Here is a 16344-nt window from a genome sequence, read left to right as displayed (position 1 = left end):
TCATTAACGTGGAATCGTGCTCACACTGGCAGTAATTTTGTCATTGACATGATGAGCATAAACAAAGACGGTTTGATTGGCTTTTACATCCAGGGTCACAGGTGAACTGGATAAACTTCCGCTGGAAAGCTGTAAATTATGTTTGCCTGGCGTTAAATTTAAGCGGGCAATCTGGGCATTACTTGGCAAAGTACTCCAACCCCGTAAGTCAGCACGTTCTGTGGACATGTTTAAAACATTGCCAGCCAATTGGCCCAATACACCAAATTGATTACCGAGTTCTTTTTGTGCAGCATATTTGGCAGTCGCACGTAGCACCTGACTGGTCAGATTACCCACTACTTTTTCTTTCAGGTCTTTGACTGCCAAAGCACCGATATCACTGATGACATAGCTGTCTTGCAAAGGCTTATTGTTCACTTTGACTTTCAAACTTTTCGGTGCCACATAAGTGCTCGGCTCATAAGTGGCAAAAGCAATATTAATTAAACCACCCGGTGTTGGCACATCGATTTTATTTTCAACTTTTTGCGGCACAACACCTTGCTCGATAAATACAATCACCGGCACACTGCCGCTCTTTGGCTGTACCACCAACTGATTTAGACGTTTGACATCCTGGGCAATTTGTGCGTCTGGCTGCAATTCATAGGCTTTTTTATAGTCGACTAAGGCATCGTTATATTCGCCCAAAGTTTCCCATAAATTTGCCGCCATATAGAAAGCATAAGCATTTTGATAGCTATTCTTAATCTTGCCGGCAATTGGGTCTAAGCCGACAAAAGCTTCATCCAAAGCGCTAAATGCCGTTTCGCCAGATGATTGTTTAGTGGCTTTATCTTTTTTCTTTTCCAGTTGCTTTTGATAAGACAGCTCAATTTCACGCTGAATACCTTGTGCGACCCGCATTTCTACTGCTGCAGCTTCTAAATCCTTGAGAAAAATATAATTTTTTGCTTGGGAAATATGTGCCAACACCTGCTCATGTGGTGGCACCATATAAGGAACAATCGAATCATTACTGACCAGTGCCAGTGCCTTAAACCCCATCCGGGATACACTGACTTTGGCCCTGTTTTGTTGTTTATCTAATAAAGTAAAAGCCTGCTTATAATAATCCTGGCTTTGTTCATATTGATGGTTGACTTGTAGTAAACGTGCTTGCTCAAGCAAATATAAAACACCATCTTTTGAATCTGCTTTGTCTTTAAATTGAGTCATTAAGCTGTCTGATAACTGACTATTTAAATGACTACGAAATAAATTCCCTTCTTCATTATAAGTACTGAATACTGCAGCCTGTGATATTACGGAAACTGAAAATAAAGCAGAAATCAAAGTCCCTTTTAAAAAATTATGCATAATTATCCATTAAAAAAATAATAAAAGATGAAAATTCATACATCTTACAAATAAAGCAATAGTGTTACAATATGTATATAAAGTATATTTAGTGAAACAATTAACGCATTATTCTGAACATATTTTACATATAAAAACAAAATTTAAAAAATAATTACAATAATTCATCGTTTTTTTATCTAACTAAAATCATGAACTGCATTCAATTGAAAACCTACAACCAAGATATAAATTTTAAAAATATTTAATATTTCTTTAGAAAAAATTAAGTTACAATGAAAACCCATAAAATCAATTTATTGTTAAAACGTAAATACAGGTAATATAAGTTATTTTGATGGACATTATTTATATTTATTCAGTATTATTATTTTAACTGTATTTTTTAATATTTTTAGATTTCATCTAGAGAATTAAAAAATTAATCAGAATAATGAAATTTACTATGTCTTAAAATAAAATATGGCTTAACAACCTCTTTAAATAAACTTTAAAATCATACTTTATTTTTCTATCTACTCAGTTTCAACAAAGCCAAGTTGTCAGCAACTTATTTTTATGGGATAAATACAATCAAGGAATAGTCAGTTTGAGTGATTGAAATCAGGTAACTTACCGCCATTCATCACTTTTGCAGACTGCAAATTATACTGACTTTAGGAGAACTGCTCAGATGACCAAACAGTTTCTGACACATCGCTGTCTGATCGCACCTCCTGATTTAGCCGATGATTTTTTTGCCAATACAGTAATCTATTTGGCACGACATGATGAAGATGGTGCTCAAGGCATTATCATTAACCGCCCTTCTGGTCTTTCAATCAAAGAATTATTGAATGATCTGGAAATTGAAGCGGATAATGTAAATCCCCATGATGTATTACAGGGTGGACCGTTGCGCCCGGAAGCAGGCTTTGTGCTGCATACCGGTCAACCGACCTGGCATTCATCCATTGCGGTGGGTGAAAATGTCTGCATCACCACCTCTAAAGATATTCTAGATGCCATTGCACATAACGAAGGCGTTGGACGTTATCAAATTGCCTTGGGTTATGCGAGTTGGGGCAAAAACCAGCTTGAAAAAGAACTATCACGTGGCGACTGGCTCATCTGTGATTCAGATATGGATTTAATTTTTAACTTACCTTACGACGACCGCTGGGATGCTGCCTATAAGAAAATGGGCGTAGACCGCACTTGGCTTTCATCAGAGATTGGACATGCCTGATTTATCACAACCCCAGCTGATTATGGCATTCGATTTTGGTACACAGAAAATGGGCATGGCGGTCGGTCAATCCTTGATTGAAAGTGCCAATCCCCTTGCCCTGTTTCCGATGAAAGATGGGATTCCCAACTGGGATGAATTACTGAAAATTGTGAAACAGCATCAACCCACCTTATTTCTAGTCGGTTTGCCGCTGAATATGGATGATAGCGAATCCGAACTTTCGACACGTTCACGCAAGTTTGCCCGTCGTTTGCGCCATCAAACCAATATTGAAACTTTGATGGTCGATGAGCGTTTAACTACTCGTGAAGCGCGTGATGAATTGGGTCATTATCAAGCCCAAGGTCGCGCTAAAAAACTGTCTGCAGATAGTGTTGCTGCTGCACTTTTTATTGAAAGCTGGTATCGCAATCCTGAAGGGCTTACACCTTAATTTTATGAAAAGCCATTGAGACAAAAAAGCCATTCAGTTTTGAATGGCTTTTTAATTGCTTAGATTCTCAGATGAAGTGTAACAAAGATCAACGTTATTGATCAGCGTAATGATGACCGATATATCTATAAGGCAAGGCATCGGATAGAGAACTTTTTTACCAAGCTGAAATAGTATCGTGGTATTGCCACACGCTATGACCAACTGGTTCAAAACTTCCTGGAAGCGGTCTATCTTGCCTCAACGATGATCTGGCTTAATGGATGACATGTCCTAAGTATAAATAGTTTTAAATGTGGACAAATACAGCATCGCCCCAACAAAAGCTCTCCTCTGGCTGATTTTTTGTTATAAAGTAATACATGTTACTTTCTCTTTTTATATGCTTTGACCAAGCAGGTACTTATGGCAATTTCTAGTTTTGGTAAGATTCTCACCGTTTTGGATCTATTTTCGGTGTCTCGCCCTATCATTAATGTCGATATCATTAGTGAGGAATTAGGACTGTCTAAACCTACCAGTTACCGGTATTTAAAAGAACTCGTATCCTCAGAATTATTACAGCGCTTAAGTGGTACTTCAGGTGACTATACACTGGGTTCCAAAATTGCAGTCTTGGACTACATTTCCCGTACCACCGATCCATTGGTGCAAATCAGTATTCCATTTATGCAGCAAATTGTGGAACGTACCGAATTCAGCTGTCTGCTTACGCATTTGAATTATGATTCATGTATCGATATTCATCATGAACTGTATAAAGACATGACCACGCTGATTTATGGTCGTGGTTGCCCTCGCCCTATCTATAAGGGTTCTTCTGCTAAAGTGATTTTGGCGCATTTACCCAAACAGCGCATTTTGGATTACTACCAGCGCTTTGCGACCGAACTGTCTGAAATTGGATTTGCGCATAGCGAAGAAGCGTTTATGTTGCAGATGAAACAGATTAAAAAGCAGGGGTATTATTTTTCCAATGGAGAAGTGGATCCAAATTTGGCCAGTCTTTCTATTCCTGTAAAATTTTCCAGTAAAGAACCGCCTTTGGCCTTAACCTTATTAGGCTCTAAAAATCGCTTTGAGTTTATTAACTTTCACAAGCTGATCGAAATTTTGCAGGAAAATGCTGCACTGGTAGAGAAAAAATTTGCTGAATTAGCGAAAGAAGATGATCTTTAAAATTTTGCGTAGATTCAACAAAATATCAATTTATGCAAAATAAAACCTGTTTCAAGCATTGCAATATTAAACCTATTCTCATAATATGATTATTGTTATTTATTTAGCCAATTGTATTCCATGACAATTTGTGCAACATCCTCAGAGAAAAGTTCGTGCCTATGCATGAGCTTTTTTTTTGGCTTTATTTTTAGCCGATCAAATACATCATTTTAGAAAAAATAACGAAAGGTCAGATTAATCCGCGGCTCGAGTATCCGTGTCGATTTCATCAAGGCATGTTTCCAGTACTGTTGGGTTTGGCCTCGCATCACAATCAGTTGCCCGCTGTGTAAAAGCAGATCGACTTTTTCTGCCGTATATTTATGCTTAAAACTAAATTTACGGGTTGCTCCCAAACTCAAAGAAGCAATAACAGTTTCCTGCCCCGTAGCAGATACCAAGGCAGCCTCATCATCACTATGCCAACCCACGGCTTGGGTACCATTTTCATATAAATTGGCTAAGCACGAATTAAAGCTATGCCCGACCAGCTTTTCGATATGTTGTTTTAAACGAAAGAGTGCAGGATTCCACAGATGTGCCTGCTTAAATGTACCTGAATAGTGATATTGGTAATTTTCATCGCCATACCATGCCACTTGACGTCCAGTTTTATGATGTTGACCAAACAAAATGATTTCATCATGCTGCCATGCCAAAGTGGCTAAAAAATAACGGAAATATTTTTCACTCTGCTCAGACGTTAAAATCAGGCCAAAATCTTCCACTACCCCATCACAGGGCAACACATTCGCTTGAGCTTCAGGTGCAAATAAATCAAAGTTCATCATTAGATATAAAGAGAAGATTCACTTTTATTTTAGCCGATTGTGTCTGGACACAATTCAAAACATTGTATGCGCTTGTGACATCCAATCATCAGGCTTAGACTGAAATTAAGCTTAACAATAAAAAATTGCATATGAATTTATGGCTCTTATTCCAAAAGCTTCGACCTTTTGTTCGCCCCTATCGTTTATTGGTTTTCGCAACGCTGGTTTTAACCCTGATCGGCTCTTTCACCGCACAGGTCAATGCACTGACTTTACAGTATGCAGTGGATAGCATTAACCGGCTGATTAAAGCGGGTTTGGGACTGTCTGAAGGCTGGCACATTCTGATCACTATTTCTGCCATCTTATTGGGCAAAGAAGTCGTTAATGCTTTCGTACAGTTTGGACAAAAATTTTATGGTGAAAAGCTGCGCATTTTTGTTTCGCAAGATTTAGCCCAAGGCATTATTGAAAAATTTCTGACTTATCGGCTGGCTTTTTTTAATGAAGACAATAATCAGGCCGGTAAATTGCAAACCCGTATTGACCGCGGTATTGGTTCACTGACCCGTCTGGTGCAAATTTTCTTTATTGATATTTTACCGTTATTTACCAGTGCGATTGTGGCACTTGGGCTGATGTTTTATGCCAATATTTATGTCGGACTGGTGGCTTTAAGTATTGTGCCGATTTATTTTTGGCTGACCTATAAACAGGCACAGAAACTCGGTGGATGGCGACGCAACCTGCGCGATGGACGTGAAAAAAAGAGCCAGGGCATCTTAAGTATTATTAACTCGATTACCGTGATTAAATCTTTTAACCGTGAATCGATTGAATCTGACAAACAGCTTAAATTACAAAGAGAACTCACTGCCAACCAGATGCAGACCCGTCAAACCAGCTTTCTGTTTGACGGTTTAAAAACCTTTATCGAGCAGATTGGTATTGTGCTAATCATCATTTTAACCGCCTATTTTGTGCTGGATGGTCAGATGAGTATCGGCATGATTATGTACCATGTGCTGTTGTTCAATAACGTTTCTGCCCCGATTCGTTCCTTGCATCGTATTTATGATGAAGTGAATGATGCGATGATTTACTCGGAAAGCTTCTTTAAAATTTTGGAAGCCGATCATGAAATTGAACCGAGTGGGGGCAAAAAAACCAGTCATCACCTGCAAGTTTGAACTTAAAAATGTCGAATTTTATTATCCCAATGGCCATCATGCCTTAAAAAATATCAACATGGTGATTCTGCCGAATAAAATCACCGCGCTGGTCGGTTTATCCGGTGCGGGAAAATCAACATTGATCAGTTTACTGGATAAATTCTATCAGCCTGCATCCGGGCAGATTCAACTCGACGGCATCAATCTGGAAGACATCGACACGCAATATCTACGCGATCATATTGGTTTGGTGCTACAAAAAAATCATATTTTCCAAGGCACTATTTTTGACAATATTCGTTATGGTAAAACCAATGCCAGTCTTGAAGATGTCATGATGGCCGCCAAAAAAGCCTCGATTCATGAGCAAATTTTACAGCTTCCGCATGCTTATGAAGCCGATGCGCTGATGCTTTCAGGCGGTCAACAACAACGAATTGCGCTTGCCCGCATGTTCCTCAAAAACCCACCGATTATTTTTCTGGATGAACCGACGGCTAGCTTAGATGCGATTGCCTCGGAGCAAATCAAACAAAGTCTGGATCAAATCAAACAAGGGCGAACCGTGATTATGATTTCACATAGTTTGTCGCAAATTATTGATGCCGATTACACCTATGTGATGAAAGAAGGTTGCATTGCCGAACACGGCGAACATGATGCGCTCTATCATCAAGAAGGTGTGTATAAAGAAATTTTTGATGCGATGGCCAAGAGTTTAAACATTGAAAAGATTGCCAAAACTTTTGAGGAGGATTCTGAGGAAGAAACGCATAGTTAGTGCTTATATGGTTCACCCCCATATTAACCACCAACCGTATTTATTAAACTACCTTAATAAATCGCTCAGCAGCTGAACTTGGCAGCAAATCTTAAGCATGTAAATATCATTAACGAGGTCAATTCATTTAAGCTCTCTGTCCTGAATTGAGTATGTCCTAAAAGAGAATAAGGGATTATTTGGCCTGTACTAAAGTCACAACACCCATTCATAACCCCATTCTTTATTCAGGCCGGACTAGAATCGTACAATCCACTCACCCTTTATATAGTGATAATCATAATCTGGTCCATAGAAAGAAGCACTGCGGTTATATCCGGCATTCATGCGTAGAAACTGTGACCCACGAATTGGGCTTTGCAGGTTCAGTTCAAATAACCGGGTTGACTGATTCGGATCCGCATTAATTTTTTCACGTCCAAAACCAGCAGTTAAACCAGCAGACCATCCGGCAAAGCGCTGACGCCAACCTAAGGCCAACATCGACTCCTCATAATCCTTGGGGTTGAAATACGCTCTACCTACATCCTCTTCACGACTACGGTAGGTACGATATCGGGCCTGAAGGGTTAGTCCCAAGTCGAGAGAAGGCTGATAGATCAATTTAATTCGGCCATGATCACGGCGATTATCATCTGAAAAAAATTGTGATCCTGCTACACCGACGACTGTGACATGCTGACCTAAGCCCTGATCCAGTGCAGCGCCCACGAAAGTGAAATTCGTCCCCTGATCCAAAGCGGGTTGTGTTTCCACCCAGTCACGATTAGCGAAAACTTCCAATGCTGTCTTTTGAGCAAGCGGTGTTCGATAACTGCCATCAAAGGTGAATAATGTATGATCACCCTGCTCAAATACACCGGCTTCCAAGGACCAGCCATTTGCTGTAGCAGAATCAATTTCGCGTCCAATAAATGCGATCTTTTGACCATCTCGACGCCAATCATCAGCTTTATACTGATAAGCACTGGCATGTAGACCTAAGTAATGATCTGCATTTTCATATTGAGGTAGAAATTCTGCCGATAGTTTACGGGTTTGAAAGCCTTCACTATCGTCACTCAAAAAGAATTCCGTTCCGGCAGCACGTTCACTTTGTGTCTGCCCTTCCTCTAATCCATTTGCCAAGCTAGGTGTAGTGATGCTGATGAGTAAAGGAACAAGCACATAGGTTGCAATTTTTATGTTTTTCATTTTGTTCCCCATGTTTTTCGTGTTTTGAACAACTCATCTAAATACCCTAAAATACTGGCGGGCTGTAATAAGAAACTATATGTGAGTACATACAATAAAAAACCAATAAAGTTTTTCCGCACCTTGAGTTCCAGATCGTCAAACATTCTGCGTTCAATCGAATAATTTAATAGTCCTAGTAAGAATGCCATAGGCAACAATGCCAGAGTCATAATACCGACAATCCAGTAATGTCCAAAACACGCCAGGATGATTCCTGGTATAAAACCAAAGGTAAAGGCAATATCTAGCCAAGGGAAAACCAGGTTCCAATAAATAAAAAATGTGGATAATCTCGGCTTGATTAAAATCCCGGGATGTTTAATAAATGCTTCAATCATGCCACGGGCCCAACGCTGACGCTGTTTAACAAATACTTTAAGCGTCGTGGGTGCATTGGTAAACAGACAGGCATCCTCACAATGTCCCACACGATAGCCAGCCTTCAACAAGGCCCAGGTGAGTACAATATCTTCACCGACACATTCAGGCCATCCACCCACTTCTATCAAGGCATTGCGATCATAAATAGAAAAAGCACCTTGAGCCACTAAGGTTCCCTGATACAGGGACTGCATACGCTTGGTCGCTGCAATACCGAGAAAATAATCCCATTCCTGAGTTCTGGTTAGCAAATTCTCACGAGAGTTGCGCACCAGAATCTTACCTGCAACCGCACGTGTGTTGGGTGGATCCACCATATAGCGTTCAACAATATTAATTAATGCAACACGATGTAAGTAAGAATCAGCATCGACTGTGATCACCAAATCGTGTTGAGCGAGTTTCAGTCCTTCATTTAATGCATGTGCCTTACCTGCATTTTTCTTTAAATCAAGTAAAGTTAACCAGGGAAATTTTTGTTGGGCTTTTCGGACAATATCTGCAGTTTCATCCTGAGAACCATCATTAATCACAATGACTTGTAGGGGGCCTGGATATTTTTGAATACCGATACTCACTAAAGTATCTTGTATTGAGGCAGCTTCATTATAGGCGGCAATCAACATGGTAATGCCCGGATAAGAAGGTAACGGCTGTCTCTTTGGTCTCCTGTCCATCATCAAGCTTAAAGCCGCGAATGAATTCATAAACCCTGGAATAATAGCAATGCCATAAATCAAGAAAATAGCCAAAAAATGACCAATATGCGTGCTGAGATCATGCATCCAGTCTTGGGCAATCCATATTGAAAATACTGTCCAAAAACAAGCGCCCATGAGAGACACAACAAACTTTAACTGCACAGAAAAGTAAATTCGAGAGATATCTTCTCTATTACTTTCATCAATGATCATCAGCACTCTCTCAAATATGTCATTTCATTCATAAGACTTGTGCAAGGTTATTTTCAGTAAAGTGTGTGACTGCACTGAAACAGATGATGACCTTCTTTACATGCGTTAGTTACCGTAAATGTATGAAAATCATTATTGTTCGGAGATCGGACTTTGCTTTTTTTAAAAACGACCTGCATTTTTTATAATTATATATTATTTTTGTATGTTTTTTGATACATAAGGCACACTTATTAGGTTAATTTGTATTATTTGTCTCGTAATGTTGATTATTTGTAAACTTTAATAATAAAAAAATTTCGAGATAATCGAGCTATTAAGCTCATCATCTGATACAGAAAATCACTTTGAAAATAAAAAAAGCCTGCAATAAGCAGGCTTTTTTTGAAAATTAATTTAGAAATTAACGTTCTTGGACTTTCTCTTCAATTTCTGCAACGCTGGTGTGACGCACGTCTAAACCTTTAACCATATAAATGACCTGTTCAGAAATATTGCGTGCATGGTCACCAATTCGCTCTAAAGAACGCAACACCCATAATACATTGATTACACGTGAAATATGACGTGGATCTTCAATCATATACGTCATTAAGGTCCGGGTTGCCGATTGATATTCACGGTCAATATCGGCATCGGCAAGCAACACACGCAAGGCTTGATCGACATCTAAACGCGCAAAGGCATCTAAGGCATCATGAATCATCACCCGCACCTGATTGCCAATGTGACGGGTTTCCATATAACCGCGTGGTGAATTGCCTTCTTCACACAAATTCTGTGCAATACGTGCAATTTTTGCCGCTTCATCACCAATACGCTCTAAATCGGTATTGGCTTTAGACATGGCTATTACCATACGCAAATCAATTGCCGCAGGATGACGGCGTGCCAAAATCAGGGTTAAGGCTTCGTCAATTTCCGTCTCTAAACGATTGACGACATTGTCCTGGAATTGCACATCGATCGCCAAGCTTGCATCGGTGTCTAATAAAGCACGAATACCGTTGGCAACTTGTTGTTCAACCATACCACCCATGGTCATAAATTTGGTATTTACATCCTGTAACTCTTCATTAAATTGCGAAGAAATATGGTGATTCAACACCGGATTATTTGGCAAGGGGGCGTACTCCACAACAGCAATTTTAGGATTAAAAATCTTGGTCAATATTAAATCATATCTAATATGAAGCTTTGATGACAAACATCTAAATGTTTAGCTGGCTGGTTTGACTGCTTTATCGATCAGCCAAGCATTCATCTCTTCAACATCTTGTTCTGTTAATTTGCCAACAGCAGCTTTCAAACGTAGCACATTAATTAAATAATCATATTGTGCATTTAAGTAATCCTGCTTGGCAGAAAAAGCATTTCGTTGCGCCAATAGCACATCCACCATAGTTTTCAAACCTTCCTGATATTGGGCTTTAGAGGCTTGAGAAACAATACTGGCCGAATCCATGGCCGCTTTACGCGCTTGTAGTTTGGCCTGATCGGTTTCCACCAGCATATAAGATTTTTTTACATCGGTATTGGCTTTACGAATGGCAGCATCTAGCTGGGCTTCACTTTTTTTCACATTCACTGCGGCTTTTTGAATGGATTTTTGTGTGCGTCCACCGTTATACACATTCCAGTTCATTTCCACGCCGATCTGATCAAACTGACCATCACTGGAAACCACATTTTGGGGGGACTGTTTGATATACCCATAAGTACCGACCGCTTCAATTTGCGGATATAACGCAGCTTTTTCGACCCGTTTTTGATCTTCGGCATAATGCTGTTGAATCCGGGCTTGTTGAATGGAAAGATTCTGACTCAGTGCTAAAGCGTTCCATGCGTCCAAGTCCGCCGGATAAGGTTTTTGAAATTGAAAGTCGTCTCTGAGTATCGCCAAATTTTCACGATAGGGTCCAATGATTTGTGCCAGTTGCTCTTGTGCCAAAATCAATTGCACATGAGTGGCAATCCGGTTGGCGCGTGCACTTTCATATTGTGCATTCGCTTCACTGACATCACTTTTTGCAACCAGGCCTTCGCGCAATTTGGCATTCATTAAATTGAGCTGTTCCAACAAGGCTTTTTCTTCTTGTAAATTGGCCGTGGTTAAACTTTGTTGACGCAGCACATTAAAATAAGATTCGGATACATTTAAAATATGTTCTTGACGTTGTAACTGCAAATTGATTTCACTCAAACTGACTGAGGTTTTAACTTGCTTTAAACCTTCCCACGCATCCCAACGGAAAATCGGTTGCCGAGCAGTCATGGCAATTTGTTTAGTCGTTGAAGAAGACGAGCTAAATGCGTCCGCAGGAAAACCCGGAACACTGGCCTGATTCGCATCCTGGCTTTTTCGTGTGACATTTCCAGAAACAGTAATGGTCGGAAGTAAATTTCCTTTCGCAATCCCCAGATTTAATTGATCAGCTTCATACTGTAAAAGATTGGCTTGCCAGTTTGGATCGGTAGTTTTTGCACGTTGATACACCTCAACCAAATCCAAAGCATAACTGCATGGACTTATCAGAAAAACACATGCACTGATGACTATTTTTATATTCATTTTTTATGGTAAATCCCTGCACCGTACCTGACCATCTGCAAACACGCATATTTCAAAGAAAACTATGCAATATTAGAGTGATCTCCTTAATTTTACGTATGATTTTTATTAATTTTTACAATCCGCCATGCTATATCGATTCATCTATAAAATGCTAGTCCATGATCACAGCACGTAACTAAACTCCTGCACAATACTACACAGACAAAATCTTTTTCAGCTATAAAATAGCCGCAATCCACCAAAATCATTGCTGCATGTATCCAGATATCGAATGACTGTGCCTTTCAAAAAAAAATCCTCTGTAAAGCGATGCCTTCCTCTTGTTATTTTGATGCTTTTGCTCGGCTGTCAAAAACCTGAACCTCAGCCTATTCCAGAACCGCTACAAAAACAATCACAGCAAGATGAAACGGTGGATTTATCTTTATTATGCAAAAATATTGAAAAAAATATGGCAGAAATTAATGCTGAACGTACCACTTTTGCCTTGGAACAGATCAATCAAGATTTAAAATTATGCCTACCGCTGTCGACATTTAATGAACAACAGCATTTGTTGGCCCTGTCTAATCAAATGTATAACAACTTCTTAACCGTGGATAGAACACCGCCACAACAAGTGGCTTTTGAAGCGTATGCTTTTGATTTATCCCAGCATCCCACCATTCAGCAAAACCATTTTGAACAACTGAATCTACGTGACCAATATTTATTGAAACATAAGGGTCAAGCCTATATCGAGTTATTTGATGCAGGTAAAGGCTTGGTCAATTATCGTCGCAGTCCTGAATATTTAGCCAAAATTTTTGCACCCTACATGCCACGGGCAGAACAGGTCTTTATCGAAAATTTGGCGACACAGAATATGATGCCTGTGTTTGTTGAAGATACCTTGATGATTGAGCCACACGAGATTGCAACTCGCGCCTTGTTTTGGGAAGAATATTTAACTCAATATCCTAAAAGCAGCTATCGCAAAGATGCAACGTATCTTTTGCAGATGTATACCCTGTTTTTATTTAAGGGCATGAACGACTCGCCTGTCTCTGACACTTATACTGATAAACATGCCATCCAAAGTAGTTCGATGGATGAAATTGAAAAATTAGCTCGGGTCAAAAATTCGTATTTAGCGCTTCAGGCGATAAAATTCCTGCAATTTCTACAATTATCCGAACAGCAACGCTTAAAAGAAATCCCTCTGCAACTTAGTGCTAAAGAACAGCAATCACTTTCTGAAAATCAGCTCACACTCAAACAATTAGATCAGTATTTAGGGTTGCAAAATTTAAACCGCTCTAAAACACGTGATTGTTTTAGTGATGCCGTTTGTCTCTAATCAAACCCTTTCAATTAAAGACCTCTAGAACCACATAAAAGCGATATTTAATGTGAATGTTTTTTAGTGCTTGGGCATGTTAATATTTGTCCATCGCTTGACGGAGCGCGAGTAATTGCTCGCTGAGATTGTGTCAGTTTTTTCTATAAAGAACTTAAGCACGAGTACCGTTGAACCTGATCAGGTTAAGACCTGCGTAGGAATCAAGCATCTAAAAACTGAAGCCCTTAATTTATCTGTATCTTAATTTTTAAAATAAATTAGACCCGATAAATCCGCCACGTTTTTGGTCGTGCTTGATTCGTTGATGTCATTCATAAGGATCATTGCAATGAACCAGTTAACGAATCTATCTGCAACAGATATTTCTGCTCAACATGAGCAAGATGCTAAAGATCTCACCCGTATTTTACCCGCTTCAAAAAAAGTCTATATCCAGGGTTCTCGCTCTGATATTCAAGTCCCGATGCGTGCCATTGAACTGACCGATACCCCGACCGGTTTAGGAGGTGAACAGAATCCGGATATTCTGGTGTATGACACTTCAGGTGTGTATACCGATCCTAAAGTTGCAATTGACCTGAATAAAGGTTTACCCAAAGTTCGTGAAAGCTGGATTGAAGAACGTCAAGATACCGAACGACTAGATACCTTGACTTCTGCCTTTGGACAGGAACGTCTAAAAGATATTCGTACCGCAGAAATTCGTTTTGCGCATATTCAAAAACCGCGTCGCGCCAAATCAGGCAAAAATGTCACCCAGATGCACTATGCTCGTCAGGGCATCATTACCCCCGAAATGGAATATATCGCCATTCGTGAAAATCAGCGCCAGCTTGAAGGTGTGGATGCACGTCAACATGTCGGTCAAAATTTTGGGGCAAAGAATTTGACTGAAATCACGCCTGAATTTGTACGTCAGGAAGTGGCAGAAGGTCGTGCGATTATTCCGGCCAACATTAACCATCCTGAAATTGAACCAATGATTATTGGTCGTAATTTTCTGGTCAAGATCAATGCCAATATTGGTAACTCGGCACTTGGTTCAAGCATTGATGAGGAAGTGGCGAAAATGACCTGGGCGACGCGCTGGGGCGCTGACACCATCATGGATTTATCGACCGGGAAAAACATTCATGAAACCCGTGAATGGATTATTCGCAACTCCCCTGTTCCGATTGGTACCGTTCCAATCTATCAAGCACTGGAAAAAGTCGATGGTGTGGCCGAAGATTTAACTTGGGAAATCTTTAAAGACACCTTGATTGAACAAGCTGAACAAGGTGTGGATTACTTCACCATTCATGCCGGTGTACTACTTCGCTATGTTCCCCTCACCGCAAACCGTTTGACCGGTATTGTCTCGCGTGGTGGATCTATCATGGCGCAGTGGTGCCTCGCCCATCATCAAGAAAACTTTCTCTATACCCATTTTGATGAAATCTGCGAGATCATGAAAGCCTATGACGTATCATTCAGTTTAGGCGATGGCTTACGTCCGGGTTGTATTCAGGATGCCAATGATGAAGCACAATTTTCAGAATTACGGACTTTAGGTGAACTGACCCATCGCGCGTGGCAACATGATGTTCAAGTCATGATTGAAGGTCCGGGTCATGTGCCAATGCATATGATTAAAGAAAATATGGATTTGCAACTTGAAGTCTGTCAGGAAGCACCTTTCTATACCCTTGGCCCTTTAACTACAGATATTGCTCCGGGTTATGACCATATTACTTCAGCAATTGGTGCAGCGATGATTGGCTGGTACGGTACAGCCATGTTGTGTTATGTCACCCCGAAAGAACATTTGGGCTTGCCGAACAAGAAAGATGTTAAAGATGGCATCATCACGTATAAAATTGCGGCCCATGCTGCCGATTTAGCCAAAGGTCATCCGGGTTCCCAAGTTCGTGACAATGCTTTATCGAAAGCGCGTTTTGAATTCCGTTGGGAAGACCAGTTTAACTTGAGTCTTGACCCGGATACCGCACGCAGCATGCATGATGAGACCATGCCAAAGGAAGCGCATAAATCAGCGCATTTTTGTTCGATGTGCGGACCTAAGTTCTGTTCGATGAAAATCACCCAAAATGTGAGAGATTATGCAAAAAATCAAAGCAATGCTGAGCATAGCCAAGAACAAAATGCAGAGATAGAAGCGGGATTCGAAACGATGAAAACCACCTATCAAGAACATGGTCAAAAATTGTACCATAAGCTTTAATTTGGAAAAAAACTCTTTTATTTTCATAAAATTCTCGGTTAGGATGAATGATTGCTTTTCATCCTGACTGAGCTATATGAATATTATTAGACAAGCAACATATAACAGCGACGAAGTCAAAATCCAGTCACGTGAATATCTGTTCCGTGGCTTCATTCAGGTTGAAAAAGTCAGTCTCCAACATCGTTTATTTAATCAAACTGAATACACGCCAGTGATTCAACGTGAACTTATTCACCGACCTGAAGCTGCGGGTGTACTGATTTATGATGATGCCCAACAAAAATTTGCCTTAATTGAACAATTTCGTGTCGGTGCAATGGATGATTCAGATTCAGCCTGGCAACTGGAAATTATTGCCGGAGTGCTGGATGGTAATGAATCCCCTGAAAGCTGTATTCGCCGTGAGAGTTTAGAAGAATCTGGTTGTAAGATTGATCAGTTACAGCACTTATTCAGTTTTTATCCATCTGCAGGTGCCTGCTCAGAATTGTTTCATTTATACAGTGCACACGCGAATCTTCCTGAACAAGGCGGGATTTTTGGCATGCAAAATGAAGGCGAAAATATTCAATTGCATCTGATTGACTACAGTGAAATTAAAAACTTATTCACCAATGGTCGATTAAGAAATGCACCAGTCATTATGGCATTGCAATGGTTGCAACAACATATTAAAACGACAAGGAATGTCTAAGG

At 40.0% G+C, this 16344-nt stretch carries 12 protein-coding genes, 2 pseudogenes and 1 riboswitch; of the genes and pseudogenes, 8 read left to right on the top strand and 6 right to left on the bottom strand.

Going from position 1 to position 16344, the window contains the following annotated elements:
• Positions 1-3 precede the first annotated feature (3 nt).
• Positions 4-1362 (bottom strand): COG3014 family protein, encoded by a 1359-nt coding sequence (locus tag HLH18_RS06130; protein ID WP_171546168.1) that lies wholly within the window; start codon positions 1360-1362, stop codon positions 4-6.
• A 673-nt stretch (positions 1363-2035) separates the two neighbouring features.
• On the opposite strand from HLH18_RS06130, the gene HLH18_RS06125 reads away from it, so the two are divergent.
• The 4 genes and pseudogenes from HLH18_RS06125 to HLH18_RS06115 all read left to right on the top strand — a co-directional run bounded on the left by HLH18_RS06125 (position 2036) and on the right by HLH18_RS06115 (position 4205).
• Complete coding sequence (locus HLH18_RS06125; RefSeq protein WP_171528690.1) at positions 2036-2590, top strand: YqgE/AlgH family protein; 555 nt, start codon at positions 2036-2038, stop codon at positions 2588-2590.
• Positions 2583-3026: a Holliday junction resolvase RuvX gene (ruvX, locus tag HLH18_RS06120; RefSeq protein ID WP_171528689.1), complete on the top strand. Its 444-nt coding sequence runs from the start codon at positions 2583-2585 to the stop codon at positions 3024-3026. Before HLH18_RS06125 ends, ruvX begins: the two co-directional genes overlap by 8 nt.
• A gap of 144 nt (positions 3027-3170) precedes the next feature.
• A pseudogene (locus HLH18_RS16310) lies at positions 3171-3293 on the top strand (IS5/IS1182 family transposase); the annotation flags it as partial.
• 138 nt (positions 3294-3431) lie between these two features.
• Positions 3432-4205 (top strand): IclR family transcriptional regulator, encoded by a 774-nt coding sequence (locus HLH18_RS06115; protein WP_171546167.1) that lies wholly within the window; start codon positions 3432-3434, stop codon positions 4203-4205.
• A gap of 212 nt (positions 4206-4417) precedes the next feature.
• Here the strand turns inward: HLH18_RS06115 and HLH18_RS06110 are convergent, their stop codons facing one another.
• Entirely contained in the window at positions 4418-5035 is a 618-nt protein-coding gene (locus HLH18_RS06110) for an alpha-ketoglutarate-dependent dioxygenase AlkB family protein (protein WP_171546166.1), read from the bottom strand.
• A gap of 134 nt (positions 5036-5169) precedes the next feature.
• Between HLH18_RS06110 and HLH18_RS06105 the strand changes: the two are divergent.
• A pseudogene (locus HLH18_RS06105) lies at positions 5170-6973 on the top strand (ABC transporter ATP-binding protein).
• A 237-nt stretch (positions 6974-7210) separates the two neighbouring features.
• On the opposite strand, the gene HLH18_RS06100 reads toward HLH18_RS06105, so the two are convergent.
• The 4 genes from HLH18_RS06100 to abuO all read right to left on the bottom strand — a co-directional run bounded on the left by HLH18_RS06100 (position 7211) and on the right by abuO (position 12076).
• Positions 7211-8167 (bottom strand): hypothetical protein, encoded by a 957-nt coding sequence (locus tag HLH18_RS06100; protein ID WP_171546165.1) that lies wholly within the window; start codon positions 8165-8167, stop codon positions 7211-7213.
• Positions 8164-9426, bottom strand: a complete 1263-nt coding sequence (locus HLH18_RS06095) for a glycosyltransferase family 2 protein (protein ID WP_250852378.1) — start codon at positions 9424-9426, stop codon at positions 8164-8166. Before HLH18_RS06095 ends, HLH18_RS06100 begins: the two co-directional genes overlap by 4 nt.
• A 481-nt stretch (positions 9427-9907) precedes the next feature.
• Positions 9908-10627: a phosphate signaling complex protein PhoU gene (phoU, locus tag HLH18_RS06090; RefSeq protein WP_214646633.1), complete on the bottom strand. Its 720-nt coding sequence runs from the start codon at positions 10625-10627 to the stop codon at positions 9908-9910.
• Positions 10628-10723: 96 nt separating this feature from the next.
• Positions 10724-12076 (bottom strand): multidrug efflux outer membrane protein AbuO, encoded by a 1353-nt coding sequence (gene abuO, locus HLH18_RS06085; protein ID WP_171546164.1) that lies wholly within the window; start codon positions 12074-12076, stop codon positions 10724-10726.
• Between the two features lie 274 nt (positions 12077-12350).
• Between abuO and HLH18_RS06080 the strand changes: the two genes are divergently transcribed.
• From HLH18_RS06080 to HLH18_RS06070, 3 genes are all read left to right on the top strand, one after another.
• Positions 12351-13418 (top strand): hypothetical protein, encoded by a 1068-nt coding sequence (locus tag HLH18_RS06080; RefSeq protein WP_214647285.1) that lies wholly within the window; start codon positions 12351-12353, stop codon positions 13416-13418.
• A 91-nt stretch (positions 13419-13509) separates the two neighbouring features.
• Positions 13510-13638, top strand: a riboswitch (TPP riboswitch).
• A gap of 111 nt (positions 13639-13749) precedes the next feature.
• On the top strand, positions 13750-15645 hold the full coding sequence (gene thiC, locus HLH18_RS06075) for a phosphomethylpyrimidine synthase ThiC (protein ID WP_171546162.1): 1896 nt from the start codon (positions 13750-13752) through the stop codon (positions 15643-15645).
• A gap of 76 nt (positions 15646-15721) precedes the next feature.
• On the top strand, positions 15722-16342 hold the full coding sequence (locus HLH18_RS06070; RefSeq protein WP_171546161.1) for an NUDIX domain-containing protein: 621 nt from the start codon (positions 15722-15724) through the stop codon (positions 16340-16342).
• The last annotated feature ends 2 nt before the right edge of the window (positions 16343-16344 follow it).

This window comes from Acinetobacter sp. ANC 5414, assembly GCF_013004295.1.
GTDB lineage: Bacteria > Pseudomonadota > Gammaproteobacteria > Pseudomonadales > Moraxellaceae > Acinetobacter.
The sequence above is the reverse complement of the archived record's forward strand: the minus strand, read 5'-3'. Positions and strand labels throughout refer to the sequence as shown.

Bases quoted from the DNA above. Each gene is read 5' to 3' on its own strand.
- HLH18_RS06130 (WP_171546168.1), bottom strand. From the start codon at position 1,362: ATGCATAATTTTTTAAAAGGGACTTTGATTTCTGCTTTATTTTCAGTT.
- HLH18_RS06125 (WP_171528690.1), top strand. From the start codon at position 2,036: ATGACCAAACAGTTTCTGACACATCGCTGTCTGATCGCACCTCCTGAT.
- ruvX (WP_171528689.1), top strand. From the start codon at position 2,583: ATGCCTGATTTATCACAACCCCAGCTGATTATGGCATTCGATTTTGGT.
- HLH18_RS06115 (WP_171546167.1), top strand. From the start codon at position 3,432: ATGGCAATTTCTAGTTTTGGTAAGATTCTCACCGTTTTGGATCTATTT.
- HLH18_RS06110 (WP_171546166.1), bottom strand. From the start codon at position 5,035: ATGAACTTTGATTTATTTGCACCTGAAGCTCAAGCGAATGTGTTGCCC.
- HLH18_RS06100 (WP_171546165.1), bottom strand. From the start codon at position 8,167: ATGAAAAACATAAAAATTGCAACCTATGTGCTTGTTCCTTTACTCATC.
- HLH18_RS06095 (WP_250852378.1), bottom strand. From the start codon at position 9,426: ATGGGCGCTTGTTTTTGGACAGTATTTTCAATATGGATTGCCCAAGAC.
- abuO (WP_171546164.1), bottom strand. From the start codon at position 12,076: ATGAATATAAAAATAGTCATCAGTGCATGTGTTTTTCTGATAAGTCCA.
- HLH18_RS06080 (WP_214647285.1), top strand. From the start codon at position 12,351: ATGACTGTGCCTTTCAAAAAAAAATCCTCTGTAAAGCGATGCCTTCCT.
- thiC (WP_171546162.1), top strand. From the start codon at position 13,750: ATGAACCAGTTAACGAATCTATCTGCAACAGATATTTCTGCTCAACAT.
- HLH18_RS06070 (WP_171546161.1), top strand. From the start codon at position 15,722: ATGAATATTATTAGACAAGCAACATATAACAGCGACGAAGTCAAAATC.